This window comes from Listeria monocytogenes, from assembly GCF_013282665.1.
Classification (GTDB): domain Bacteria; phylum Bacillota; class Bacilli; order Lactobacillales; family Listeriaceae; genus Listeria; species Listeria monocytogenes_C.
This window is the reverse complement of record NZ_CP054041.1, coordinates 465,925-490,554: the sequence shown is the minus strand read 5'-3', so window position 1 is coordinate 490,554 and position 24,630 is coordinate 465,925. Positions and strand designations below refer to the sequence as shown.

Sequence of the window (24,630 nt, the reverse complement as noted above, 5' to 3'; positions counted from 1 at the left end):
GACAAACAAAAATCATTTAGATAATGAATGACTTAGAAGGAGAGTAATAAAATGGGTAAATATTTCGGTACGGATGGAGTTAGAGGTGTAGCAAACTCTGAATTAACACCAGAACTTGCATTCAGATTAGGTCGAATGGGTGGCTACGTTTTAACCCGTCACGTAGGTGAACATCCACGCGTGCTTGTAGCTCGTGATACACGTATATCAGGAGAAATGTTAGAATCTGCTTTAATTGCAGGACTTGTTTCTGTAGGGATTGAAGTAATGCGTCTAGGCGTTATCTCTACTCCTGGTGTTGCTTATTTAACAAAAGCACAAGGAGCATCTGCCAGCGTCATGATTTCTGCCAGCCACAATCCAGTGGATGATAACGGTATTAAATTCTTTGGTTCAGATGGTTTCAAACTATCTGATGATCAAGAAGAAGAAATTGAGCAACTTCTTGATACAGCAGAAGATACATTACCTCGTCCAAGCGGTGAAGGTCTAGGTACAGTGAGCGATTATTTTGAAGGTAAACAAAAATATATTCAATACTTAAAACAAACAATCGAAAATGACTTTAATGGTTATCATATTGCACTTGATTGTGCGAATGGTGCAACTGCTGGTCTTGCAACGCATTTATTTGCAGATTTAGATGCGGATATTAGTTCAATGGGAGCTTCTCCAAATGGTCTAAATATCAATGATGGCGTTGGTTCTACACATCCAGAAGCATTAGCTGCCTTTGTTTTAGATAAAAAAGCAGATGTTGGTTTAGCCTTTGACGGCGACGGCGACCGTGTCATTGCGATTGACGAAATTGGTCAAATTGTCGATGGAGATAAGATTATGTTTATTTGCGCGAAATATTTGCGTGAACAAGGCTTATTAAATAACAACACGATTGTATCTACTGTCATGAGTAATCTAGGTTTCTACAAAGGCTTGAAAGAGCTTGAAATTGAAGATGTACAAACTGCTGTTGGTGACCGTTATGTAGTTGAAGCAATGCGTGAAGGTAATTATAATCTTGGTGGAGAACAATCTGGTCACATTATTTTCTTAGATCATAATACAACTGGTGATGGACTTCTTTCAGGAATCCAATTAATCAACGTGATGAAAGCAACTGGGAAAAAATTGTCTGAACTTGCGGCTGAAATGAAAACATTCCCGCAAAAATTAGAAAATATTCGTGTAAGTGACAAAAACCATGTAACCGATAATCCGAAAGTAAGTAAAGTAATTAGTGAAGTAGAAGCTGAAATGGCTGGTAATGGTCGGGTTCTTGTTCGTCCATCTGGTACAGAACCATTAGTCAGAGTTATGGTAGAAGCTGCTACGAAAGAAGAAACTGATGAATATTGTGAACGTATTTCAGCGGTTGTTCGTTCAGAAATGGCACTTAACGATTAAAACAACAAACAAAAAATCCTGATGATAAACTTCATCAGGATTTTATTTCTTTTAATAGAATGATTTGATCTAAGCAAGCAATGCCATTTTCGATAATTGTTTGGTCAGGATAATGTTTAGTAAAATAATTCGGTACGATTTGCTGCATCCGAAAATGGTTTTTTTGATAAAAGGCAAGTTGATCGATACTTGAATTACCTGTCTTAACAATGATTGCTGAAAAACCATTCTTCGCTGCATAATCAAAAGCTTTTTCAAGGAGTATTTTACCGACACCTTGATTCCTTTTAGAAGGTTGGACAGCGATATTCATAATTTCAAGTTGCTGCTTGTTTAATGGAAGTAAGCAAATAATACCGATTATTTCATTGGCATCCACTAGTTGGAAAACGTGTGATGCTTCCAGGTATTTCGCAATTTGTTTTTCGCTAGGATCAGCTTCCATTAATAATTCTAGCGGAGCAGGCTGGCTTTTGTTCCAGATGGTCCAGTTCAATTTTATCACCTCGATTTTAGCGTAACATGGCAAGACAGAAATAGGAAGGGAAGTGGGCAAATTGCCTGAAAAAATAAGAGGAATATGCGGTAGTTTGCTAATTGCACTAGGTGTAACACAATTATATAGTTTTGTTAGTGCAGTTATCGGCTACTTTAGCGCAGAAAAAAATAGTTTTACCTTTGTATGGAATTATTGGATGTTATTATTATTCGGATTAGCACTTTTTATTGCTGGTTTCCTTTTCATCAAAAGAGAAAAATTTCGCTTAGCAAGTATTATTGTAGTAAGTGGCTTTGTATTATTTCAAGCATTTTCCGTTTATTATTACCAATTAAGGATTTTTGCGAAATTGGAGTATGCACAGCCATTTGAGTGGTCAGGAACATTATTAGTTATTGAGGGGCTTTTACTGCTAATAACAATAATCATTGGACCAAAGTTTGCTAAGAAAGAACCTGGGGCAGATGAAACATGGAAGAACAAATGGCGTTATGCAGCTGGCTTGTTTGCACTTCTCGGAGCAGTTACGGCAATTTTTGCAGCTGTAACAATTTTTAAGCAATTACATTCAGACAGTATCAAACAAGGTTATTTATTCACAACTTCGCTTGATGGCTATTTTGCTTGTTTTGTAGCAGTTATTTTCCTCATTGTAACAGTGCTTGCATGGCGCAAAGTATCACTATTATTTATCGGGATACTAATGGGAGCAGCTTTTATTCTTTTAACCAACTATTTATCCGTAACCAATTGGATTGATTTCGCGAAAGAAAACTTGTCTATTACATTTGGTAGTAATGAAAGACAAGTTTTTGGGATGCAATTTCTTATGGGAACATCGGCTTTTCTATCTAGTGTTTTTGCTTACATTGCCAAAAAATAACAAAATGCCCTCTAAAATGAATTAGAGGGCATTTTTTATTAGGATTTTTTGCCAAACACGATATTTGTATAACTATTTAATGTAACGAAATAGTAGATAATATACATTAATGTGTAGATTCCAGTAGAAATAATTACTGGTAAAGTAAGGTCTAGAAGTAACATATTCGAAAGTCCGATAAGTGCAACACTACTGTGCGCGATACCGATAATTAGTGGAATTAAGAAGACCACTAGTAATTGTTTGGCAAGGATTTTTCGAATGTCTTTTTTCGTAAGACCGATTTTCTTCAAGATATCAAATGTGCCGATATCATTGTATGCTTCTGTTAGCTGTTTAAAGTAGATAATACTTCCTGTTGCTGCTAGGAAAACAAATCCGATGAACATACCGATAAATAGTAGTACACCTGTTACAGTAATGATTTGTTGATAAGAGTCGGCATAGGAAATATAATTGGTATCTTCAGGAAGAAGTGTCCGTACTTTCTTGTCTAAAGCTTGAGCTTGTTTTGCATCTTGAACAGTAACCGATTCAACGTTTGTTGCTGGAATATTTTTATCAGCAGCGATTTGTTCGACTTGTTTATCTGGAAGAACGAGTAAGCCTTGAACAGTGCCAAGTGGTGAATCTTGAACGACTTTTTTAATTTCTACACTTGTTTTTTCAGGTGTAGTAAGTGTATATTTTTCGCCAATCATTTTCTTTCGTGCTTTTTCATCGTAAGTGATAGAAAGAACCATTTGGGCTTCATTATCTTTTAGTTTAGCGGTTTTTTCCGTGTTTCCTTGTTTTTTAACAAGTTCATTATAATCAGATTCAGAAATAACTGGGAAACCGTCATTAATATCATATTCAACAAAATCAGGGCGTTCACCGTCTGCTTTTACGATATAATACGTGCTTTTTTGTGCGTATTCTACTGGATGATCAGAATCATTTTCGAGGGTATTCATAATTTTGTCATTCGTTTCCGTATTTTTAGGAATTACATATTCAAAGCTGGAAGGTGCAGATGTGGAAGCTGACGCATTTGCTTGGTAATAAATACTGCTAATAGTTCCAATAGCCGAAAGTGTTGTTGCACTTAGAATAGAAATAACGATTAACGTTTTTGCATTGGAAGAAATTCTAAAGTTTAACTGAGATGTGGAAATGATATTGCTTCCTTTATAGAAAATACGTTTATTATTTCTAAGTTTTGTTAATAGATACGGTAAGAAGAAGGTAATAAATAAAGCTGTACCAACAATTACAGTAGTTAAAATAACGAGAGCGCCAATAGAGAAACCTAGTTTTACCCAAATGGAATTTTTTGCTTCAAGTGGTTGACTAGCAATGAAGTAGCTGATTCCAATTAAAACAAGTGAAACTAGTGATAGGGTGAATGATGATTTCGGGCTCTTCTCACGTTTTGATTCAGAATGAAACAGCTCTAAAAGAGTAGAGCGATAAATGATTCGGTAACCAGAGAAAGAAGTAAACAAAGTGATGATAATAAATACTATGCTTGTTTGTAAAACTGCTCCCCATGAAAAGGCAAAGCCACCGATGTTTTCAATATTAATTAAATTAAGTAATATGGTTACAAAAAGTTTGGAAAGTAACGTACCAGCTAAAATACCAATAATTAATGCACCAAGTCCCATAATGAAATTCTCATAAAATAACATGCGACCAATTTCTTTTTTTCGAAGGCCGAGTAAAGAATAAAGGCCGATTTCTTTTTTCCGTTTTCTAGTGAAGAAATTATTGGAATAAAGAATGAAAATAGCTACAAAAATAAGTAAAATTACGGAGGAACTTGAAAATGCAGTCGAAAGTTTAGCCGATTGATCAATTCTAGCCACTACAGAGGGATCCTTCGAAAGAACAAGGAATGTAAAATAAATCATAATACTGAAGATCATCGATGCAAAATATAAAAAGTAATGAACAAAATTATGTCGAATATTTTTTTTAGCTATATCAAATAACGTCATCTGTGTCGCCCCCCAGTTTTGCAAGGACGTCTAGAATTTTTTGGAAGAACTCCTTACGCGTTTTAGTTCCACGATAGATTTCTGTGTATAATTCTCCGTCTTTAATAAATAAAATTCGTTTGCAGAAACTTGCTGCAAAAGCATCATGTGTGACCATCATGATTGTTGATTTATCCTGTTCATTTAAGTCACGTAAACTTTCAAGTAAATTGGTTGCTGATTTGGAATCAAGAGCACCTGTTGGTTCATCGGCAAAAATTAAACTTGGTGATGTAATGATAGCCCGTGAAGCCGCGGTACGTTGTTTTTGCCCCCCTGAAATTTCGCTTGGGTATTTATCTAGAATATCAGTAATTCCAAACTTGGTACTAATAGTTGCTAATTTTGCTTCCATTTCTTTTACCGGGCGTTTCGCTAGTGCGAGGGGAAGAATGATATTTTCGCGGATTGTTAATGTATCTAATAAGTTGTAGTCTTGGAAAATAAAACCTAGTTTGTCACGGCGGAAAGTAGACATTTGTTGTTCATTCATGTTTTCAAGTTCTTGTCCAGAAATTTTAATTTCACCAGAAGTTGGCGTATCAATAGTAGATAAGACGTTTAAAAGTGTCGATTTACCTGCACCTGAAGGCCCCATAATTCCAGTGAATTCACCTTCTTTAATATCAATGCTGATATTTTCTAGTGCTGTATAGACATTTCCTTTACTTCCATATATTTTTCTCACGTTTTTTGCTTGTAAAACTGTCTCCATTATTTTCTCTCCTTATAAAAACTAGATTCGTTACTATCTACATTCTATCGTCTATAAAGAGCTAGTTCCATCGTATCAAATGACATTTACGGAAGATATCCTTACAAAATTGTTAGTTTTGTGAAGTAAAAAAACTGGAAATAATACAAATAAATCCATAAAAAAGGTTTATTCGTATCATTTCCAGTTTATATTAGTTAAATAGTAAATAAGTTGGAGAGGTCTTCCGATGGTAACAGGTTTCCAATAAAGAATGAACCGAATTCGGCATAGCGAGCACTTGCTTCATCAAAGCGCATTTCCGTTACGATTCGTTTGAACTCCAGTGCATCATCGGAAAATAAAGTGACACCCCATTCGTAATCATCAAATCCAATGGAACCACCGATAATTTGTTGTACTTTGCCAGCATAGCTTCTACCAATTAAACCATGGTCGCGAATCAATTGTTGACGTTCTTCCATTGGAAGCATATACCAATTGTCAGCGCCGTCCCGTTTTTTACTCATTGGGTAGAAACAAATATGCTTTTTAGGTGGGAGTGCTGGATAGAGTCTCGCACGAACACCTTTGTTTTGATAAGGGTCTTCACCGCCCGCCATGTGAGACGCAAGATAGTTACTTAATTCCACTACAGATATATAGGAATAAGTCGGTAATAAATAATCGGCAATCGCTAATTTATTAAAACGATTTTCGACTTCATTCAGCGCTTCTAGGGAATCACGTAAAGTGAAGAATACTAAATCTGCTTTTTGACCAAGAATACTATAAATGGTATGTTCGCCTTCACCGATATTTTTAGTAATTTCCATATCGCTTAAAAAGTGGCTAAGTTCATTTAACATAAGTTCCTGATTACTTGGATTTAGTTCACGCCATGCAGCCCAGTCAATCGAACGAAAATCATGTAGACAAAACCAACCATCTAATGTTTTTACTGCTTCATTCATTATGTATCACTCCTTGTTTAGAATATCACTAACTAAAGTGTAACATACGGGAAGTAGTTCGTCCGTTTCGCTGTTTGTGAAATTTATGTTTCAAAAGGACGGTATTTTTCACGTAAGCTTTGTTGATTTTCTCGTCGAAGTTCAATGTCCATTCGGTGAAAAAGAACCATATTTCCTTTTTTCGTAAAGGGTAGTACATCACGTTTGGCTAAGGAAAGGAGAGCTTGCTTAGATATGCCTAAGTAAGTCGCGGCTTCATTCGCAGTTAGGAAGGTTTCTTCCAGCCATTTAAAATCTATTTGTTGTTGGCGCATATCTTTTCACCTCTTTTTCTTTAAGTGTAGAAAATATCTGGCAGAAATACAAGAGAAAACATTAACAATTGCCTAAAAACAAGCTATACTTTAACTAAATGATAAATCTAGGAGGCATAAATATGAATGACGTATTAACTTTGCTAAGAAATCATCGCTCTTTTCGTAAATATAAAAAAGGGGTCGAGATTCCGGAAGAAAAACTAGATGCGATTATCCGAGCAGCTCAAGCAGCCCCGTCATGGATTAATGGTCAACACTATTCGATTATTGCCATTAAAGACCAAGAACGTAAAAATAAAATGGCTGAGCTTTGCGGAAATCAACCTTACATAGCAGAATGTTCCGTTTTTCTTTGTTTTGTGGCAGACTTTCACCGCGTAAAAGTAGCGAGTGACATGCACAATAAAAGTTTCCAAATTGCTGGGGAAGAAGATTTGCTGATGGTTGCAGCAACAGATATCGGACTTTGTATGCAAAATGCTTTAACAGCTGCTGAGTCACTTGATTACGGGACTATTTGTATTGGCGGTTTGCGCAGAAATATTACGGCAACCGCAGAATTTCTAAATTTACCAGAATTCGTCATGCCAGTTGTCGGACTTTGCATTGGAGTTCCAGATGTCGAAGCGCCTGTTAAACCTCGTTTGCCGAAAGAAGCAGTTTATTTTGAAGAGAAGTACCAAACGGATGTCATGCCTTTACTAAAAGCATATGACCAAGAAATTATTCCATTTTCAGAACGAGAAGGCTTTGTTTCTTATACCGAACGGTTAGCAAAATTTTATGATAGACCTTATTATCCAAATTTAACCGAACAAATAAAAGAAAGAGGTTTTTTAGGCGGGAAATAACTAGCATCTTCGCCATTATTAGTATATACTTTTAATTGACAAAACCCAGCAAAATCGCTGGAATGGAGGTAATTTTATAATGACAGAAGCATTATTTTTAAACCCTGTTTTTCAAGACCGAATTTGGGGTGGAACGAAATTACATGATTATTTTGGTTACGATATTCCGTCTGATACTACTGGAGAAGATTGGGCGATTTCCGCTCATCCGAACGGTCCTTCCGTAATCAAAAATGGCGAATATAAAGGCAAAACATTAGCTGAATTATGGCAAGAAAATCCGGCGCTTTTTGGTAATCCGAAAGAGGCAGTTTTCCCGTTATTAACGAAAATTTTGGATGCGAATACAGACCTTTCTGTACAAGTCCATCCAAATGACGAATATGCAAAAGTGCATGAAAACGGCGAACTGGGCAAAACGGAATGCTGGTATATTATTGACTGTGCTCCTGGTGCGGAATTAATATACGGTCATAAAGCAGCCAGCAAAGAAGAATTTGCTACTTGGGCAAAAAATGGCGAATGGGATAAATTGCTTCGTAAAGTGGCGATTAAACCAGGAGAGTTTTATTATGTTCCAAGTGGTACAATTCATGCGTTAGGTACAGGAACGTTAGTGCTTGAAACACAACAAAGCTCTGATACTACTTATCGCGTATATGACTATGACCGTAAAGATGCAGAAGGGAATTTGCGTGAACTCCATTTAGATAAAGCTATTGACGTTACGACTGCACCGCATGTGGATGCGAAGTTAGATATTAAAACAGAGACACGTGGCGGCTTGACCGAAACTACTTTTGTATCGAATGATTTCTTTAGCGTATACAAATGGGAAGTGGATGGAGCGGCTGAATTTGCGGCTAAAGCTCCTTATACATTAGTGAGTGTTCTGGACGGAGAAGCGGTACTTACGATTGATGGAATAAAACAAGCGATTAAAAAAGGTGATCATTTTGTATTGCCGAATGATGTGAAATCTTGGAAAATTGATGGGAAAATGACGGCGATTGTTTCGAATCCGCCGGTGAAATAACAAAGAAGCAGAAATCATTGTATAACGCCATTTTGGAAATGGAATATACAAGATTTCTGCTTGTTTGTTTCTTTGGGAAATGACAACTAAAATATCATTCCACTCCTCTGAAAGTGTTTATCTAGTCGATTTAATATATTTCACCATCAATCCATGTAGTTAGAACTTCAAAATTTTTATCAAGTAAAACTAAATCAGCGACATACCCTTTTTCAATTCTGCCAAAATTGTTCATTCCTAAAATGGCTGCGGGTGTACTTGCTGCCATTTGAATAGCATCTTGTAAGTGAATACCAAATTCATTACTTAACTTTAAAGATTTATTCATCGTCACGGTACTTGAAGCTAATGTTCCGTCTTTTAAGCGTGCAATGCCTTCCTTAACCGTTACTTGATGACCGCCAAAAATATACTCCCCGTCGCCAACTCCCATAGCTTGAAGGGCATCAGTTGTGAGAACCATTTTATCTGGTCCTTTAATTTTATGAATGAGACGCACGATTCCAGGATGAAGGTGAACCCCGTCTACGATGGCTTGGACGCTTATCGAATCATTTTCTAAAGCTGCTGCAACAAGCCCTGGCGCCCTGTGGTGGATTGGCGGCATAGCATTAAAGCAATGTGTTATATGAGATGCACCTTTTTCAAAAGCGTCTTGCGCTTCTTCATAAGTTGCGTTGGAATGTGCAATAGCAACCACAACGCCTCTTTTTTTTAAGAAGTCAATGAGTTCGATACCCCCAGGCAATTCTGGAGCAATCGTGACCATTTTTATCAGACCATCTGCTTCATCGAAAATCTTTTTCATTTCTTTTAAATTCGGGTGTCTTAAATAGGCTGGATTTTGCATTCCTTTTTTTTCTATATTGAGGTAGGGGCCTTCTAAATGAATTCCTGCAATTTTGGCGCCTTTCTCTTTTCCTATCACTTTTTTGGTTTGTCTAATCATTTGAATCAAGTCTTCCAAAGACGAACTAACCGATGTTACTAGAAAACTTGTACATCCTGTTTCCGCACAAGCCATCGAAACAGCTTGGATACTTTCTGTTGAGCCATCCATCATATCGTAGTTATTTGCTCCGTGGATATGAACGTCAATCATTCCGGGTATTAGCAATCGTCCATTTCCATCGAAAGTTGTCTCTTCTGAATATTTTTCGGGAGTAATCGAACAAACTTCTTTTATCAAATTTCCTTCTGTAATAACTGTTGCATTGATTAATTCATTTTCTTTGTAAATTTGCACGTTTTTGATAACGGCCATTATTTTCACAATCCTCTCAAAGAGATAACTTCTACTTCTTTAGAAATAAGGTGTTGCATTAAATCTTTTGGCAAAGGTTGATCTGTTAATACGGTATCAATTCCAGAAAAATCAATTTTGGAGGATGTCTTTTTATTCACTTTTGTATTATCAATTAGTAAGAATACTTTTTCGGAATTTCTGATAATCTCTTGTTTCATGTAAACATCTGTAAGTTCTGAATAAAAGATACCTTCTTCTGTCACCCCAGCTCCACCAATAAAAGCCAAATCAAAGTTGAATTGTTTGAGTTGAGCTAAAACAGGCTCACCTGATAATACACGCGAATGGAAGTTAAAAAAACCACCGAGTAAGTATACTTTATTAGCTTCATTCTGAGATGCAGCTATGGCGTTATCCATCGAATTTGTTACTACTACTAAATCATTTTGCTTAAGTTCTGATGCTAAAAAATGAACAGTGGTAGAAACATCTAAATAGATTGTCATATGATCTTTTATCGTTTCCCCGGCTGCACGAGCAATTTTTTGTTTCTGTGCGCTCTGTTTCACTAATCTACTAGTATAACTTTCTATTTGCGGTTTTAAAATCGGTTGTGACACGCCACCTGGATAACGTTCCGCGAGTCCGTTTTCCACTAATTTTAAAATATCACGTCTTGCTGTATCTTTGGAAATGGAAAAAATTCGCATGAGCTCTTCTTGAGAAATCGTTTTTTGTTTCTCTAACAGCTTCAGTTCTTCCACTATTCGTTCTTTTTGGTTCATAATTTCACCAACCCAGGTTAATTTATTTTAAGTTTATTTAATCGTTTAATAAGTTTTTGTAAGTTAATTATATACTTTATTCATTTTATGTCAACTTATTATTTTTCTGTTTTCGATTTTGGGGATGAGTTTTTCGTGCTTTTTGAGTCAGTACCTAATCTAGGTTATAATGAAAGTAATTGTGGTTGAAAAACCTTTAAAAGATTACAAAAAATGGACAACATAGAGGTGGGGAAATGTCTTTAAAAATGAAATGGATTATAGCAGTTATTCTTATCGTCCTACTTTTAGTTGTGGGGTGGTTTCTTGGGACTCGGTTGACGGTAAAAAAATACGAAGTGAGTTCTGCTAAAATTGACCAAGAGATTAAAATCGTGCAATTATCGGATTTGCATTTTAGTGAATTTGGGAATAAAAACGAAAAATTAGTAGATAAAGTGGTTGCGCTACAACCAGATGTGATTACGATTACGGGGGATTTATTTGATAGGCAAGGCGATAGTGTTCCTAAAGAACTTATTGAAAAATTAACGAAGATTGCGCCAGTTTATTTTTCGCCGGGAAATCATGAATATGATGTGAAAGGTGCATATGAGAACGACTACAAGCCTTTTTTAGAAAAAATGGGTGTAGTTAACTTGGAAGATAAAACGGCTACGATCGATGTTAAGGGGCAGAAATTTCAAATGTCTGGGTTGCGGAGTAGTGCGAAATTAGATTATGACTATCCTTATTATAAGGAAGGTTTAGCGGAAATAAAAAGCCAGCAAGATTCAGCGTATTATCAAGTTCTTTTATCCCATATGCCGGATTATTTTGAGCTTTATGTGGAAAATGACTTTGATTTGACGTTAAGTGGTCATACACATGGCGGGATTGTGCGTATTCCGTATACGAATATCGGGGCGATTGCTCCTGGACCGCAGCGAGTTATTTTGCCAGATTATGTTTATGGGAAGCATACGAAAGATGGAAAGACGATGATTATTTCTGCAGGACTTGGCGCTGGTAGTTTTCATCAAAAAGCATTTCCGAGGTTAGGAAATCCATATGAAATTGTGGAGGTTACGATAAAACCGGAGACGAAGTAGAAAAAGAGCCTTAGAAAAGGCTCTTTTTCTACTTAAATATATGATCCAAATTTGTATGCTCGTCTGACTCGCAATTGCAGGCTTTTTCAAGTTCACAGCCACCGCATTTTCCTTGTTTACTGCGTTTGACAAATTTAATCATCGCGTAAATAGTGTAGCCGAAAATTGCACCGCCAAGTAATAAATTAACAATTATACTCACGAAAAACATCCTCTCTTAAACGAATAGACTACCAATTTGATACACGAGAAATACTAATACGTAAGCTGTAACAAGTGGATAAGCGACAGCAAATGCGGTCCATTTCCACGAACTAGTTTCTTTTCGAATCGCTGCAACAGTTGCTAAACATGGAATATAAAGCAAGATGAATAACATAAAACAGTAAGCCGAAAGTGGCGTATAGAAGGTGCTAACGATGCTGCCGAGCGAACTTTCTCCCACTGCATAAATAATCGCCATTGTAGAAACGACCACTTCTTTTGCTAAAAAGCCAGGAATAAGAGTGGCACCAGCTTGCCAAGTACCAAATCCTAAAGGGACGAGTAATGGCGCTAATATGCCGCCGATGATTGCTAAGAAACTTTCGCCCATTGGAACATCAAGTCCGGATGGTCCAGCGTAATTTAGCAACCAAATGATAACCGAACCTGCAAAAATGAATGTTCCTGCTTTACGCAAGAATCCTTTTCCTTTTTCCCAGGTGCTGCGCCATAACGTTTTAAGTGAAGGTAAACGATACGGTGGTAGCTCAACGACGAATACGGAATTATCTTTTTTAAGTAATGTTTTGGAAAGGATTTTAGTGACAATGAGTGCCATTAAAATACCGATAACGTAAAGAGAAAGGACGACAAGCGCTTGATGATTCTCGAAAAATACGCCCACAAAAAGAGCATAAACAGGAAGTCGCGCGGAACAAGACATAAATGGTGAAACGAGAATCGTTAGTGTCCGCTCTTTGGATTCTTCAATGGAGCGCGCCGCCATAATTCCAGGGACATTACAACCAAAGCCAATAATCATCGGAATAAAAGCTTTCCCATTTAAGCCGAAAATTTCCATTACCCGGTCCATAACGACTGCTATTCTGGCCATATATCCCGAATCTTCTAAGACAGAAATGAAGAAGAAAATAACCAAGATTTGTGGGACAAAAACAAGTACTCCTCCGACACCTGCAATGATACCATCTGTGATTAAATCAGTGATAAATCCAGATGCCCCAATGGTTGTTAAGAAGGATGTCACCGAGTCCGTCAGCGATCCACCGATAAAACCATCGAGTAGATCGGATAGCGGTGCGCCAACCCAAGTAAAGGTTATTTGGAAAATCAACCACATAATACCAAGGAATATTGGAATGCCGAAAAACTTATGTGTGAAAATTTTATCGAGTTTGTCGGATAGTGGAATATCTGAATGACGCGTATATTCAACCGAAGTTAAACAAATATCATGAATGTAATTCACGCGAACTTGGTGAAAATGATTTTCCAGTTTTCCATCAAGTGCAATTTCTAGCTCTGTTCGGATATGCTTTAATTGCTCCAAAGCAGGGAATGTCGCTAAAAACTCTTCTGTGACTTCATTTTTAGAAAGAAATTGAACAGCAAGCCAGCGAGATTGCTTTGCAGGTATTATGTCTTTTATGACAGTTTGGATTTCAGTAATTGCGTTTTCTGCGGGTTCTCCGTATGGTAAAACAAGTGGAATCGCAGGAGCTACGTGTTTTTCTGACAAAGTGGATAAAATATCGTCTGTACCTTTTCCAGAACGAGCAACTACTGGTAAAATCGGAATGCGCAATTGTTTGGCGAGATTCTGGATGTTTAGATGGATACCGCGACCAGCAGCTACATCAATCATATTCAGTCCCATCACAACAGGTGCACCAAACTCAAGTAGCTGAATGGTTAAATTTAAATTTCGTTCAATTTGCGAAGAGTCGACAATATTTAACATACAATCGAATTTCTCTTCCAATAAAAATCTAGTGACAACTGTTTCATCACGAGAAATCGGATTTAAGTCATAAATACCAGGCAAATCAATTAATTTTCCTGTTTTCGAGCGCAAAGTACCGATTTTCTTTTCAACGGTGACTCCGCTCCAGTTTCCTACATATTCATAAGAGCCTGTTAATGCATTAAATAGGGAAGTTTTCCCCGTATTTGGATTTCCGAGTAAGCAATATGTATTTTGACTCATCTGCGTTCCACCATAATGGCGCAAGCATCGCATTGTCTAATGCTGATATATTGCCCATTTGTCTCAAACGTACAGGGACCACCAAATAGTCCTTTTTGTTTGATACAAATATCACAGCCTTCATCGCAACCAAGTGCAAGTAAGCGACGTTTAAGCATGGTGTTCTCAATTTTTAATTCTGAGATGCGAACTTTTTCACCGACAGCAGTTTCATTTAATTGCATAAGCTAGCAGGCCTCCTTTTATGTTATGTAATGAACATGATAATCATTATCAACTATGTTCATTTTATCACGAACAGACTTTAATATGAAGTGTTTTTTTGAAATTGTTACTAAAATAGCAAGAAAGTAGGGTATAACAGCAAAAAAATTTCTTAAGAGCATAGTCGTCTTTTGCCTAAGTGGCAAGCCTTTTTACCTCTGTATTGATACACGGAAATAAGTGCTGGAGCTGTTTTTAATCACTTTTTTTCTGTCAAGTTGTCCTTTTTTATAGTAAAATGGTAACTATAATATGTATATTAATGGAGGCAATTAACACATGAGTGATTTATTTACTACAATCAAAGGACAAGTTACTGGGAAAAACGTGCGCATCGTACTACCTGAAGGAACAGATGAACGTATTGTTGGAGCAGCTGCACGTCTGCAAAAAGAAAATATCGTAAAACCAATTTTGCTTGGAAACAAAGCTGAAATTGAAGCGAAAGCAAAAGAAATTGGTGTTTCTGTTGAAGGAATCGCTATTCATGAACCTGCGACCGATCCACTTTTTGATGAATTAGTGGCTGCATTTGTAGAACGTCGTAAAGGTAAAGCAACGGAAGAAGCTGCACGTAAAATGCTCGTTGATCCAAACTATTTTGGAACAATGCTTGTATACACAGGAAAAGCAGAAGGTCTTGTAAGTGGTGCGGCTCACTCTACTGGTGACACTGTTCGTCCAGCACTACAAATTATTAAAACCAAACCAGGCGTAAGTAAAGTTGCCGGCGCGATGATTATGGTTCGCGGTGAAGAACGCTACTTATTCAGTGATGTAGCTATCAATATTGCACCAGTTGCAGCTGACTTAGCGGAAAATGCGATTGTAAGTGCGGAAACTGCAGAAATCTTCGGTATTGACCCACGTGTTGCAATGCTAAGCTTCTCTACAAAAGGTTCTGCAAAATCTGATGAAACAGAAAAAGTTGTAGAAGCAACAGCTCTAGCAAAAGAAAAAGCGCCTGAACTAACTTTAGATGGTGAATTCCAATTTGACGCGGCATTTGTTCCAACCGTTGCGGAGAAAAAAGCGCCAGGTTCTGTTATCAAAGGGGACGCAAATGTATTTATCTTCCCAAGCCTAGAAGCAGGAAACATTGGCTACAAAATTGCCCAACGTTTAGGTAACTTTGAAGCAGTTGGACCAATCTTACAAGGTTTAAATGCGCCAGTTAATGATTTATCTCGTGGTTGTAACACAGATGATGTTTATAACTTAACGTTAATTACAGCAGCACAAGCAGTGAATAAATAAAACTTGATTAATGGTTAAAAAATAATAAAGCAGGAATCTTGTATAGAGCTATTAAAAGCGGCCCATACAAGATTCCTGCTTATTTTTCTATTTTATGACTAAAAGTATTTAGTAATTTTTCTCTATCGCTCACACTCAACTTGTGCACTGCGGAATAATTAAGCCATTTCAATTTGTGAAAGCCCATTTTTCTAAAAGTCCCTCTAAAGGCAATTTTAGTAATTGGATTACCAAACATAAATTTATAAATCCAGTGAGGAGTTGCCATCACTGTCACCATTTTTACTTTTTTTAAATTAACTAAATTATTTTTGAATAGTTTTTTTCCGTTTACTTCTTCGTAAATAATTCCTTTGGCAATTACTTTATCAAAAAAGCCTTTCATCATTGCAGGCATTGCTTCCCACCAAATTGGGAAAATAAAAAGGAGTTCTTCGGCAATCATTATTCGTTCTTGATAATTCTTAATTAAAGGGTGATTTACTTCTTTTTTGCGCCAAGCTATTAAGTCCTCTTTATGCATTACTGGATCAAATCCGTCCTTATGAAGATCAATAATATCCACTATATAACCAGCTTTTTCGTATGTTTGTTTCGCGCGAAGTAACAATGCTGCAGAGAAACTTCGGTTATGCGGTTCATTAAAGCATGCGTCACCAGTATAAGGGTGGTCAAAAATGATACAAATTCTTTTCATAAAACCCCTCCATTTTTTGTTAAGTTACTTTCTGTAGATTTTCTTTTTTTCAAGAAAATAATATATAAAATATCAAAAATACTGCAAAGAAAACCGCAAATAAGGATATAGACATTAATCTCTTGTAAAAGTCCCATTAGTAATGCTGGAGCGAGTGTGCCAATCCATTTAGAATACGCCATTAATAATGTTTGTCCCCGTGTATTGTGGCGTTGAAAAAGCATGGTTAAAAATAAAATAGACATGGCGACATTTTGCATAAAAGCAGAATATTGCGCAGCTGGGATTGGGTCAAAACTAAAATAAAAAGCAAGCTGAATGGCAAAACCTGTAATAAATACCAGTATGCTAAATGGAATAAAATATTTTTTTGCATTTTCAGGAAAGTATTTTTTTCCGTATTTAAAGTAAGTGTAAACAATAATTAAATCGAAGCAAGCCCATACTAGATTGACTAATCCTTGCACGCCAATGCTATTAGAATTAATTACTAAATCATTTATGGAATAAATAACCTCCCAAGCAAAATTGAGACTTAAAGCAAATAACGGCATGGCGTAGGTTTTGTGTTTTATCCCATTTCGGATTAATTCTATATAGACAATGGTCCAAGCAATACCACTTAATAATGTTAAAAATAATGTCATCATTTATCCTCCTTCATTTTTCATTAGGTGTTACATATGTTACAGTTAATAGTGTATTACTTGTCATTTCATAAAACAAGATACACTTAGTCGTGATTTGTTACACTTTGAGGAGGAGTTCCAATGGATGAAAATAGACAGGCTATGTTGAGTAAGAAATGGATTATAGAAGCTTTACTAGATCTTTTAAAAACAAAACCATATGCGTCAATTACAATTACAGATATTACTAAAAAAGCAGGAGTTGCCCGCTTAACTTTCTATCGGAATTTTGATAATAAAGAAGAAATTTTACTTATGAGATCTAATTATTTGTTTCAAGAATATTTTAATGAAATACAGAAATCAGAAGGAACGATTGATATAAACAATGCTTTGCTACAATGTTTTACCTACTGGAAACGTGATGCAGAGGTAATGGAACTACTTATCAAAAATAATCTCATTTATTTACTGGATCAGCCATTCTATTCTTTTTTAGAAAAAATAATGGAAGAAGTTCCAGCAATAAATGGATTAAATGAGATACAAAAAACCTTTATTTTAGGGGGAGTAACAAGAACAATGCTTCAGTGGATTTCAACTAAAAGCACCGATTCACCTATGCAAGTGACAGCATCTATTTTGAAGTTACTTGACTTAGAGCATTTAACAAATTAACAGAAGAATATTAAGGAAGGTGAAAAAAATGAGCAACTATATTAAATGGATCAGAGAAAAGGTGGGGCAAGATAAAATTATTTTAAATTTTGTAAGCGGTGGTCTCAGGGATAAGCAAGGAAGGATACTTCTACAAAAAAGAAACGATAAAAAGGTTTGGGGATTTCCTGGTGGAGCCATTGAATTAGGACAATCTTTTGAAGAAGCAGTTATTAGAGAGTATCTAGAAGAAACAGGCCTTCTTGTTAAAGTGAAATCATTAGTTGGTATCTATTCTAATTATGAAGATAGTTATCCAAATGGGGACAAAGTTCAGCCGATTTCAGTGTTTTTTGAACTGTGCTATGTAAGTGGAGAGTTATCTGTTCAGGATGAGGAAACAATGGAGTTGCAATTTTTTGAAGAGGCTGAGATACCTCAATTAGTTAATAAGCAACATGAGGATTTCCTTGCAGATTGGAAGGGATTTAATGGACAAGTATTCATACGATAAAAATTTATTATAGCAAGTCATTTAATCGACATATTTTGGTCAAATTCACGGTAATTTTTGGTCTGTTTTTAGGAAATTTATTCGGAAACGAGATACTATACTGAAATAATGGATAAAAACTTGTAATTTCCAATTTTAGTGAGTAGTTTTATTTTCTGAACTGCCTTCACAGAAAACTTTATTAACTACATTAAATCTACTAGATGAAAAGAAAGGGTTGGAAAAGTTGGATCAGAGTATAGTTAAGTGGGTAGCTCTTTTAGGTGTCGCTGTATTTGTTGGAGCTGCTATTTTTTTATCAAGGAGAATAAATGATAAAAGAAAAACTAATCTTCGTCAGGAATTTGAGCTTAAGTTTCCTATGTTTAAGGTGTTCTTTAATCGTTCTAATACTGTTATCGAGGAGATTGGGACACCAATATTAATGTTAAAAAGAAGTAGTGGTGGGCGCTTCATTCTCCCTATTTTTATATGTTTGATAGCTTTTTTAATTGGATTTTTTTATAGAGATTCTTTCAATGCTAAACTAATTATCCTTTCTCTTTTGGGGTTATGGTTTGTTTGGTCTACGTTAAGTGCTACAAAGTATGTAAATGTATATAACGGTGCTATAGTTCACGGTAATTTAATTAAAAAGAAAATTATTTGGTTTCATAACATCGATTCTATCGAAGCAAGATTATACGATTACAACGGGGTTATGGATGCTAGACAAGCACAAGTATACCGAGTGTATGAAGTGAAACGTGGTAATAAAGTAGTGTTTGATATTTGGGAGGCGCAGTTTACTAGTGCCAGATTAATTGAAAAATGCTTTGACACCGAAAATCCTTTTGTTCAGGAGATTCAAGAAAGTTTTGATTCAGGTAATTCACATTATAGGGAGGACTTCTAATGATTCAAAATACTGGGGAATTAATGATGTATATCGGAGGAGCGCTTGTTTTAGTTTATCCTCTTGGTGTACTTATCGTCAACATTCTGCGTTCATCAACTAAAGGGAGATTTCGTCCTACGAGTACGATGGGGATTGTTTTAGGCCTTTGCGTAGTAGCTGGGATTGTTCTTATCTTTGTAGGTGATTCTTATCGAAAAGATATTAGCAAGGATGTTATGGTTTCTTACTATGAAAAAAATATTCCTTATGAAGGCTTAACGAAAGCACAAAGAAAGAACATTAGTGTTTCAGTGATTAATATTAGTAAAATGAACAAGGCTGGCGAAGATGTATCCAAGTATGTTCCTGCTTTAGAGAAATATATGTACGAATCTTACATTGCAGACGGAATTTCGGAAAAAGATGCGAAATCATATATGGAATCTTTTTTGAAATAAATAGAAAAACATCGAAAATCATCAATTTGATTTTCGATGTTTTTTTTATAGGATTTTTTCTAAGAAATACCGCATCCAACGATTGTCGTTTGTAAGCTCAGGATGAAAAGCAGTTACGAGAATATTCGCTTGTTTAGCAGCGACGATTTTTCCGTCAATTGTTGCTAATACAGTTACTTCATCACTTGGTTCTATTAAGTATGGTGCGCGGATGAAAATTGCTTCAAAAGTAGGAGCATCAAAAACATCTACACTTAACTCGGCTTCAAAACTTTCTTTCTGACGGCCAAAACCATTACGAATTGCTGTAGCGTCAAGTAATCCAAGGCTTTCTTCGCCACCTTCAATTTCTTTTGACAATAGCACAAGTCCAGCACAAGTACCGAAGATAGCTTTACCTTCCTTGGCAAATGCTTTGACTGGTTCCATTAAATCATAACGTTTCATTATCTTGCGCATCGTTGTGCTTTCACCGCCAGGTAAAACAAGTCCGTCAAGCCCAGCTAAATCATTTGAATGCTTTACTTTAAAAGCAAGAGCACCGGCTGATTCAATCATTTTGATATGTTCATCCACTGCACCTTGAATGGCAAGGACACCAATTTTTTTCATATTAAATGCTCCGATCTTGCATTCTGTCTTCTGGGTTAAGGCGAGACATTTCGATTCCTTTCATTGGGGAACCTAGCTCTTTGGAAAGTTTTCCGATTAACTCATAGTCAGTATAGTAAGTAGTAGCTTGAACAATCGCACTGGCAAATTTTGCGGGGTTATCTGATTTGAAAATACCAGACCCAACGAAAACACCGTCTGCTCCAAGTTCCATCATTAGTGCAGCATCAGCGGGAGTTGCAACACCACCAGCAGCAAAATTAACGACCGGAAGTTTGCCTAACGCTTTAATTTCTTTGATTAATTCATATGGAGCACCGAAATTTTTAGCAGCAACCATTAACTCGTCATCTGTCATCCCTACGATTTGGCGGATTTGACCGTTTACTTGGCGCATATGACGGACTGCTTCGACGATATTGCCTGTTCCGGGTTCTCCTTTTGTACGGAGCATGGCTGCACCTTCACCAATACGGCGGAGTGCTTCGCCGATATCACGACAACCACATACGAAAGGAACAGTGAAATCTGATTTTAATAAATGGAATTCATCATCGGCTGGTGTTAATACTTCACTTTCGTCAATATAATCAACGCCCATTGCTTCGAGAACGCGCGCTTCTGTAATATGACCAATACGTGCTTTTGCCATTACAGGGATAGAAACAGCGTTCATCACTTCTTCGACAATACGAGGATCGGCCATACGAGCCACACCACCAGCTGCACGAATATCGGAAGGAACCCGTTCAAGCGCCATCACGGCAACGGCACCAGCTTCTTCTGCGATTTTTGCTTGTTCCGCATTGACTACATCCATAATGACGCCACCTTTTTGCATTTGCGCCATACCACGTTTTACACGATCTGTACCAACTTTTTTCTCCATAGTAACAACCTCCATCAAAGTTAATTGAAATTACCTGACTATTATGATAAGCTAAAAGTCATTTCGCAAAAACAACCAATTGGATGTTTTTTTCTCCATCCAATTTCCACAGGAGGAATGAACGATGTGGAAACTAACTGGAAATTCGGATTTACCGATTTATTTACAAATTGTAGACTTAATAGAAACGAAAATTATCAACGGAGAACTTTTGCCAGAAGAGAAGTTGCCTCCTGAAAGACAGTTGGCAGAAATGTTTGGGGTGAATCGCTCGACGGTTGTGCGGGCGCTAGATGAACTTACAGCACGTGCAGTTATCATTCGCAAACAAGGTAGTGGAACGACAGTCAATGCGGAAAAATGGGGACTTTTTGCAGGGCAATCAACTAATTGGCGTCATTATTTAACACAAGGTGGGTTCACACCAGCAGTCCCTTATATTCGGCAAGTGGGGGTAATGGAGCGAGCCGATTCAGGTAAAGTGATTGATGTAGCGAGCGGGGAATTGCCGCTTGAAATGACTCCGAAAATCGAAACACCAAGTTTCTCATGGCAGTCTTTTATTGCAGAGGAGCAACAGGAGGATGAAGCAGGCTACAAACCACTGCGTGAAACAATTCAAAAGCAGATGAAAGAAGCATACGGCTTACAAACACGACGCGAACAAATTTTCATTACATCAGGTGCGCAACAAGCGCTCTTTTTAATTACACAATGCTTGTTAAAGCCGGGTGATGCTGTGGCAATTGAGTCTCCGTCATACTTTTATTCGCTATCGTTGTTTCAATCAGCGGGCTTACGGATTTTTGCGCTACCAATGGATGAGGATGGCGTGATTATTTCTGAATTACGCGATTTATATCATAAACACCGTGTGAAAATGGTTTTTGTTAATCCAACTTTTCAAAATCCAACTGGACTTGTAATGAGTCTGAAACGGCGCAAAGAACTCGTGAAAATTTGCGCTCATTTGCAAATACCGATTGTAGAAGATGATCCATTTTCAGAACTAGCCGCACTAGACAGCCGAATTCCGGTACCACTAAAACAACTGGACACGGATAATGTATTATATATTGGCTCGCTCTCGAAAATTATGGGATCCACTACACGAATTGGTTGGCTCATTGGCCCGACAGCGGTGATTGAACGGCTTGCGCTCGCTAGGCAAGAGATGGATTTTGGCTTAAGTATATTTCCGCAAGTATTAGCCAATAGTGTTTTAAATACGACCGGTTATAAGGTACATTTAAAGCAATTATACCACGTATTAGAACGGCGACGAGATGATTTAATCGAGGCTTTCGAAGCTATCTTACCGAGTGATGTAATGTTTATTAAGCCAAAAGGTGGTTTTCATTTATGGATGAAATTACCAGTAGAATTTCGCTCGATTCGTGATTTTGATATATTTTTAGCGAATGATTTACTTATTATGCCAGGGTTTTTATTTGGGGTAAAAGAAGCAGTTATTCGTGTAACTTATGCGCGACTTGAGAAGACGGAAGCAAAGCGTGTAGCTGAAATAATAAAGCAAATATTAATAGAAAAAAAGTGCGAGGAAGCTTGATTTAAAGCTATTTCGCACTTTTTTCATATTCCCCTCGAAATCCTTCTAATCTATAATGGAAAGTAACCCACCATTTTAGCTCATCACAATAAATCTTTCTGCTAAAAGAAAAGTTGTGATGAATCACCATTTTTATGTAAGGGTTATCATTTACTATTAATATAAGGGAGGGGAAAGTAGATGGAACAGAATTGTAAGGAATTAATTACTTATCTGCTCTTGAATCGGCAAGTGAATCTTAGAAATGTTTCCAAGAATTTTAAAGTATCAAAAGAAGCAATTAGCGCACAGATTACACAAATAAACCATCTACTAAAGTCAGAACCAATTTTGATTGACCATGACATGATTTTTGTTACAGATGTATGTAGAGAAGCTTGCTACCGACTTTTAACAGCGGAAGAGCAACAGTTATTTTCGTTTTATGAGGTTAATATTCGTCGCAAACTTATCATGATTAAATTACTGCTACATAATCATTATATGTCACTCGGCGCGCTTGCGGACTATGTATATGTAAGTAAAAATACGATGCTTACTGATGTTAAAAGTATCAAAGAGAGTCTGCACGAGTTTGAAATTCAGCTCGATTATTCGCGGAAAGATGGTTATGCCGTTTCAGGTTCAGAATTTCTGATTCGTAATTTACTAGCAGAACTAATTCGCGAAGTCGTCCAGACCCCGTACGGGAAATTCGTACTAGACGAAAAAAAGTTGATTACTGTAAGCGAAGTGTTTTTATTGAAAAAACGGCTCGAAAAGGTGGAAAGTAAGCTTCAAATTACCTTTACAGATGAACAGATGGAAGAATTGCCCTATATTCTCCACGGTATTATCAAACGATCCAAAGTAACAAATAAGAAATGGACATTTAAAATTGAAATGTATGACATCAAAAATACCCGCGAGTTCCCGATAATGAAAGAAATGTTTTGGGGCTATGATTTTTTAAGCGAAAACGATTTGTTGTATTTATCCTTGCAAGTTCTCGCATCGAATTTAGTCGAGTCGGCGCTTCATTTCTCAGACAGTGAAGAAATTGCCTACGCAGTCGACGAGTTCATTCGTTTACTGGAAATGTATTTTGCGACAGAAATCATGAAGAAAAATGAATTTAAAGAAAAAGTGATTTTACATGTTAGACCAGCAATTTACCGAACAATTTTAGGATTTCAAATCAATAATCCGCTTAAAAAGCAGTTTATTAAAGAGTACACCCCGACATTTAACATTGTAGAAAAAGCCTCGAAACCGTTTGAAAAGTTGGTTGGTCACAAGTGGTCAGAAGAGGAGATTGTGTATCTTTCTATGATAGTTCTTGGATGGATGTATCAAATTGAGGAGACGGAACAGCCGATTTTCCGCGCAGTAGTCCTTTGTAAAAGTGGTACATCCATCTCTAAACTACTGCTAGAAAATTTGAAAATGATGTTTCCGAATATTGATTTTCAAGGAGCTTATGCGGTGCGACAATTAAATACGGTGGCACGAGATATTGATTTTATTTTTACGACTGTGCCCGTTCAAAGCGATGCTACCATTTTTGTAATTCCGTCTATTTTAAGTAAAGACAGTAGGCAAATCCTTAGAGAACAAGTGGATAAAGCAATTGAAATGGATAGTCATAAAAAAACCAAAGAACTGCTTGCTATGCTAAAAGATGAAATTCCCGAAGAAAACATTCGATTAGTGCAAGCTAAAATGGAATCATTTTTCAACAAAAAAGAGCAACCGGTGGAGAAAAAAGAGCCAGAACAAATGCGAATTACGGAAGAGCAGGTCCACTTTTTAGAAACGCCACTTGAGTGGGAGCAACTAGTTTCGGCGGCGTTTGCGCCAATGTTAGAAAGAGGAACGGTGGATACGTGTTATATTCATACCTGTGAAGAAATATTCTATCAAAATTATGAGCAGATGATGATTGGGCCGAATATTTATTTACCACATGCCAAGCCTGCGAATGGGGTAATTGAGCAAGATATTCAGTTGATGATAATGAAAGCGGACACAAGAACAAAAGCTGGGGAGACAGTCAAAATCATGATTGCGCTAGCACCATCTGAACAAAACAAACACATACCATTATTACTAAAATTGAACGAAATTTTCTTACAGCCAGAGAGGTTAGCGGAACTTCTCGCTTCTACTAACAAAAAGAAAATCGTTGAAATCCTTGAAAGGGGGTGAGTATCA

At 36.8% G+C, this 24,630-nt stretch carries 26 protein-coding genes; 12 read left to right on the top strand and 14 right to left on the bottom strand.

Annotation, left to right across the window (positions count from 1 at the left end):
• Positions 1–51 precede the first annotated feature (51 nt).
• The gene (glmM, locus tag HRK21_RS02475; protein ID WP_070005870.1) at positions 52–1,404 is read left to right on the top strand and encodes a phosphoglucosamine mutase; all 1,353 of its coding nucleotides are present in this window, start codon (positions 52–54) and stop codon (positions 1,402–1,404) included.
• Positions 1,405–1,438: 34 nt separating this feature from the next.
• On the opposite strand, the gene HRK21_RS02470 is transcribed toward glmM, so the two are convergent.
• Entirely contained in the window at positions 1,439–1,900 is a 462-nt protein-coding gene (locus HRK21_RS02470; protein ID WP_070005871.1) for a GNAT family N-acetyltransferase, read from the bottom strand.
• Between the two features lie 61 nt (positions 1,901–1,961).
• Here HRK21_RS02470 and HRK21_RS02465 point away from each other — a divergent pair, with 61 nt between their 5' ends.
• Entirely contained in the window at positions 1,962–2,786 is an 825-nt protein-coding gene (locus tag HRK21_RS02465) for a hypothetical protein (protein ID WP_070005872.1), read from the top strand.
• A 38-nt stretch (positions 2,787–2,824) separates the two neighbouring features.
• On the opposite strand, the gene HRK21_RS02460 is transcribed toward HRK21_RS02465, so the two are convergent.
• The 4 genes from HRK21_RS02460 to HRK21_RS02445 form a co-directional block, all read right to left on the bottom strand.
• Positions 2,825–4,768, bottom strand: a complete 1,944-nt coding sequence (locus HRK21_RS02460; protein WP_070005873.1) for an ABC transporter permease — start codon at positions 4,766–4,768, stop codon at positions 2,825–2,827.
• Positions 4,755–5,522 (bottom strand): ABC transporter ATP-binding protein, encoded by a 768-nt coding sequence (locus HRK21_RS02455; protein ID WP_003739488.1) that lies wholly within the window; start codon positions 5,520–5,522, stop codon positions 4,755–4,757. Before HRK21_RS02455 ends, HRK21_RS02460 begins: the two co-directional genes overlap by 14 nt.
• A gap of 197 nt (positions 5,523–5,719) precedes the next feature.
• On the bottom strand, positions 5,720–6,475 hold the full coding sequence (hemQ, locus tag HRK21_RS02450; protein ID WP_003739487.1) for a hydrogen peroxide-dependent heme synthase: 756 nt from the start codon (positions 6,473–6,475) through the stop codon (positions 5,720–5,722).
• A gap of 83 nt (positions 6,476–6,558) precedes the next feature.
• A complete protein-coding gene (locus tag HRK21_RS02445; protein ID WP_003739486.1) occupies positions 6,559–6,789 on the bottom strand; it encodes a helix-turn-helix domain-containing protein in 231 nt (76 codons plus the stop codon).
• Between the two features lie 122 nt (positions 6,790–6,911).
• On the opposite strand from HRK21_RS02445, the gene HRK21_RS02440 reads away from it, so the two are divergent.
• The gene (locus HRK21_RS02440) at positions 6,912–7,643 is read left to right on the top strand and encodes an NADPH-dependent oxidoreductase (protein WP_069887854.1); all 732 of its coding nucleotides are present in this window, start codon (positions 6,912–6,914) and stop codon (positions 7,641–7,643) included.
• A gap of 79 nt (positions 7,644–7,722) precedes the next feature.
• Complete coding sequence (manA, locus tag HRK21_RS02435; protein ID WP_070005874.1) at positions 7,723–8,679, top strand: mannose-6-phosphate isomerase, class I; 957 nt, start codon at positions 7,723–7,725, stop codon at positions 8,677–8,679.
• Positions 8,680–8,809: 130 nt separating this feature from the next.
• Here the strand turns inward: manA and nagA are convergent, their stop codons facing one another.
• Both nagA and HRK21_RS02425 read right to left on the bottom strand, forming a co-directional pair.
• A complete protein-coding gene (nagA, locus tag HRK21_RS02430; RefSeq protein ID WP_069887855.1) occupies positions 8,810–9,943 on the bottom strand; it encodes an N-acetylglucosamine-6-phosphate deacetylase in 1,134 nt (377 codons plus the stop codon).
• A 5-nt stretch (positions 9,944–9,948) separates the two neighbouring features.
• Positions 9,949–10,710 carry a DeoR/GlpR family DNA-binding transcription regulator gene (locus tag HRK21_RS02425; RefSeq protein WP_003739482.1) on the bottom strand — a complete coding sequence of 254 codons (762 nt, stop codon included), beginning with the start codon at positions 10,708–10,710 and terminating at the stop codon, positions 9,949–9,951.
• Positions 10,711–10,946: 236 nt separating this feature from the next.
• Between HRK21_RS02425 and HRK21_RS02420 the strand changes: the two genes are divergently transcribed.
• Complete coding sequence (locus tag HRK21_RS02420; protein ID WP_070005875.1) at positions 10,947–11,801, top strand: metallophosphoesterase; 855 nt, start codon at positions 10,947–10,949, stop codon at positions 11,799–11,801.
• Positions 11,802–11,829: 28 nt separating this feature from the next.
• Here HRK21_RS02420 and HRK21_RS02415 read toward each other — a convergent pair whose 3' ends face one another.
• Genes HRK21_RS02415 through HRK21_RS02405 form a run of 3 tightly spaced genes read right to left on the bottom strand, consistent with a single transcriptional unit; the run spans position 11,830 to position 14,237 of the window.
• Positions 11,830–12,012 carry a FeoB-associated Cys-rich membrane protein gene (locus HRK21_RS02415; protein ID WP_077952710.1) on the bottom strand — a complete coding sequence of 61 codons (183 nt, stop codon included), beginning with the start codon at positions 12,010–12,012 and terminating at the stop codon, positions 11,830–11,832.
• A gap of 6 nt (positions 12,013–12,018) precedes the next feature.
• Positions 12,019–14,013 (bottom strand): ferrous iron transport protein B, encoded by a 1,995-nt coding sequence (gene feoB, locus HRK21_RS02410; protein WP_070005877.1) that lies wholly within the window; start codon positions 14,011–14,013, stop codon positions 12,019–12,021.
• Positions 14,010–14,237, bottom strand: a complete 228-nt coding sequence (locus tag HRK21_RS02405; protein ID WP_003739478.1) for a FeoA family protein — start codon at positions 14,235–14,237, stop codon at positions 14,010–14,012. Before HRK21_RS02405 ends, feoB begins: the two co-directional genes overlap by 4 nt.
• A 319-nt stretch (positions 14,238–14,556) precedes the next feature.
• Between HRK21_RS02405 and pta the strand changes: the two genes are divergently transcribed.
• Positions 14,557–15,534, top strand: a complete 978-nt coding sequence (pta, locus tag HRK21_RS02400) for a phosphate acetyltransferase (protein WP_003722362.1) — start codon at positions 14,557–14,559, stop codon at positions 15,532–15,534.
• A gap of 79 nt (positions 15,535–15,613) precedes the next feature.
• On the opposite strand, the gene HRK21_RS02395 is transcribed toward pta, so the two are convergent.
• Both HRK21_RS02395 and HRK21_RS02390 read right to left on the bottom strand, forming a co-directional pair.
• Entirely contained in the window at positions 15,614–16,231 is a 618-nt protein-coding gene (locus tag HRK21_RS02395) for an NAD(P)H-dependent oxidoreductase (protein WP_070005878.1), read from the bottom strand.
• Positions 16,228–16,881, bottom strand: a complete 654-nt coding sequence (locus HRK21_RS02390; RefSeq protein WP_077952259.1) for a transmembrane-type terpene cyclase — start codon at positions 16,879–16,881, stop codon at positions 16,228–16,230. The genes HRK21_RS02395 and HRK21_RS02390 overlap by 4 nt, the downstream gene beginning before the upstream one ends.
• A 120-nt stretch (positions 16,882–17,001) precedes the next feature.
• Between HRK21_RS02390 and HRK21_RS02385 the strand changes: the two genes are divergently transcribed.
• The 4 genes from HRK21_RS02385 (at position 17,002) to HRK21_RS02370 (ending at position 19,366) form a co-directional block, all read left to right on the top strand.
• Positions 17,002–17,538: a TetR/AcrR family transcriptional regulator gene (locus HRK21_RS02385; protein ID WP_070005879.1), complete on the top strand. Its 537-nt coding sequence runs from the start codon at positions 17,002–17,004 to the stop codon at positions 17,536–17,538.
• Between the two features lie 28 nt (positions 17,539–17,566).
• Positions 17,567–18,031: an NUDIX hydrolase gene (locus HRK21_RS02380; protein ID WP_003739474.1), complete on the top strand. Its 465-nt coding sequence runs from the start codon at positions 17,567–17,569 to the stop codon at positions 18,029–18,031.
• 226 nt (positions 18,032–18,257) lie between these two features.
• Positions 18,258–18,926 carry a hypothetical protein gene (locus tag HRK21_RS02375; RefSeq protein WP_069887864.1) on the top strand — a complete coding sequence of 223 codons (669 nt, stop codon included), beginning with the start codon at positions 18,258–18,260 and terminating at the stop codon, positions 18,924–18,926.
• Positions 18,926–19,366 (top strand): hypothetical protein, encoded by a 441-nt coding sequence (locus tag HRK21_RS02370; protein WP_069887865.1) that lies wholly within the window; start codon positions 18,926–18,928, stop codon positions 19,364–19,366. The genes HRK21_RS02375 and HRK21_RS02370 overlap by 1 nt, the downstream gene beginning before the upstream one ends.
• Positions 19,367–19,411: 45 nt before the next feature.
• Here the strand turns inward: HRK21_RS02370 and pdxT are convergent, their stop codons facing one another.
• Both pdxT and pdxS read right to left on the bottom strand, forming a co-directional pair.
• Positions 19,412–19,978, bottom strand: a complete 567-nt coding sequence (gene pdxT, locus HRK21_RS02365; RefSeq protein ID WP_070005880.1) for a pyridoxal 5'-phosphate synthase glutaminase subunit PdxT — start codon at positions 19,976–19,978, stop codon at positions 19,412–19,414.
• Position 19,979: 1 nt separating this feature from the next.
• Positions 19,980–20,867, bottom strand: coding sequence for a pyridoxal 5'-phosphate synthase lyase subunit PdxS (pdxS, locus tag HRK21_RS02360; RefSeq protein WP_003739470.1), 888 nt, complete (start codon positions 20,865–20,867; stop codon positions 19,980–19,982).
• A 124-nt stretch (positions 20,868–20,991) separates the two neighbouring features.
• On the opposite strand from pdxS, the gene HRK21_RS02355 reads away from it, so the two are divergent.
• Together HRK21_RS02355 and HRK21_RS02350 are read left to right on the top strand one after the other, a co-directional pair.
• A complete protein-coding gene (locus tag HRK21_RS02355) occupies positions 20,992–22,437 on the top strand; it encodes an aminotransferase-like domain-containing protein (RefSeq protein ID WP_070005881.1) in 1,446 nt (481 codons plus the stop codon).
• Positions 22,438–22,617: 180 nt separating this feature from the next.
• On the top strand, positions 22,618–24,624 hold the full coding sequence (locus HRK21_RS02350) for a BglG family transcription antiterminator (RefSeq protein WP_003739467.1): 2,007 nt from the start codon (positions 22,618–22,620) through the stop codon (positions 24,622–24,624).
• The last annotated feature ends 6 nt before the right edge of the window (positions 24,625–24,630 follow it).

Excerpts from the sequence above, each read along its gene's own strand:
- pdxT (WP_070005880.1), bottom strand. The coding sequence starts at position 19,978 with ATGAAAAAAATTGGTGTCCTTGCCATTCAAGGTGCAGTGGATGAACAT.
- HRK21_RS02445 (WP_003739486.1), bottom strand. The coding sequence starts at position 6,789 with ATGCGCCAACAACAAATAGATTTTAAATGGCTGGAAGAAACCTTCCTA.
- manA (WP_070005874.1), top strand. The coding sequence starts at position 7,723 with ATGACAGAAGCATTATTTTTAAACCCTGTTTTTCAAGACCGAATTTGG.
- feoB (WP_070005877.1), bottom strand. The coding sequence starts at position 14,013 with ATGAGTCAAAATACATATTGCTTACTCGGAAATCCAAATACGGGGAAA.
- HRK21_RS02425 (WP_003739482.1), bottom strand. The coding sequence starts at position 10,710 with ATGAACCAAAAAGAACGAATAGTGGAAGAACTGAAGCTGTTAGAGAAA.
- pta (WP_003722362.1), top strand. The coding sequence starts at position 14,557 with ATGAGTGATTTATTTACTACAATCAAAGGACAAGTTACTGGGAAAAAC.
- HRK21_RS02415 (WP_077952710.1), bottom strand. The coding sequence starts at position 12,012 with ATGTTTTTCGTGAGTATAATTGTTAATTTATTACTTGGCGGTGCAATT.
- HRK21_RS02395 (WP_070005878.1), bottom strand. The coding sequence starts at position 16,231 with ATGAAAAGAATTTGTATCATTTTTGACCACCCTTATACTGGTGACGCA.
- pdxS (WP_003739470.1), bottom strand. The coding sequence starts at position 20,867 with ATGGAGAAAAAAGTTGGTACAGATCGTGTAAAACGTGGTATGGCGCAA.
- HRK21_RS02390 (WP_077952259.1), bottom strand. The coding sequence starts at position 16,881 with ATGATGACATTATTTTTAACATTATTAAGTGGTATTGCTTGGACCATT.
- HRK21_RS02370 (WP_069887865.1), top strand. The coding sequence starts at position 18,926 with ATGATTCAAAATACTGGGGAATTAATGATGTATATCGGAGGAGCGCTT.
- HRK21_RS02350 (WP_003739467.1), top strand. The coding sequence starts at position 22,618 with ATGGAACAGAATTGTAAGGAATTAATTACTTATCTGCTCTTGAATCGG.
- HRK21_RS02405 (WP_003739478.1), bottom strand. The coding sequence starts at position 14,237 with ATGCAATTAAATGAAACTGCTGTCGGTGAAAAAGTTCGCATCTCAGAA.
- HRK21_RS02385 (WP_070005879.1), top strand. The coding sequence starts at position 17,002 with ATGGATGAAAATAGACAGGCTATGTTGAGTAAGAAATGGATTATAGAA.
- hemQ (WP_003739487.1), bottom strand. The coding sequence starts at position 6,475 with ATGAATGAAGCAGTAAAAACATTAGATGGTTGGTTTTGTCTACATGAT.
- HRK21_RS02440 (WP_069887854.1), top strand. The coding sequence starts at position 6,912 with ATGAATGACGTATTAACTTTGCTAAGAAATCATCGCTCTTTTCGTAAA.
- HRK21_RS02455 (WP_003739488.1), bottom strand. The coding sequence starts at position 5,522 with ATGGAGACAGTTTTACAAGCAAAAAACGTGAGAAAAATATATGGAAGT.
- HRK21_RS02380 (WP_003739474.1), top strand. The coding sequence starts at position 17,567 with ATGAGCAACTATATTAAATGGATCAGAGAAAAGGTGGGGCAAGATAAA.
- HRK21_RS02420 (WP_070005875.1), top strand. The coding sequence starts at position 10,947 with ATGTCTTTAAAAATGAAATGGATTATAGCAGTTATTCTTATCGTCCTA.
- nagA (WP_069887855.1), bottom strand. The coding sequence starts at position 9,943 with ATGGCCGTTATCAAAAACGTGCAAATTTACAAAGAAAATGAATTAATC.
- HRK21_RS02355 (WP_070005881.1), top strand. The coding sequence starts at position 20,992 with ATGTGGAAACTAACTGGAAATTCGGATTTACCGATTTATTTACAAATT.
- HRK21_RS02460 (WP_070005873.1), bottom strand. The coding sequence starts at position 4,768 with ATGACGTTATTTGATATAGCTAAAAAAAATATTCGACATAATTTTGTT.
- glmM (WP_070005870.1), top strand. The coding sequence starts at position 52 with ATGGGTAAATATTTCGGTACGGATGGAGTTAGAGGTGTAGCAAACTCT.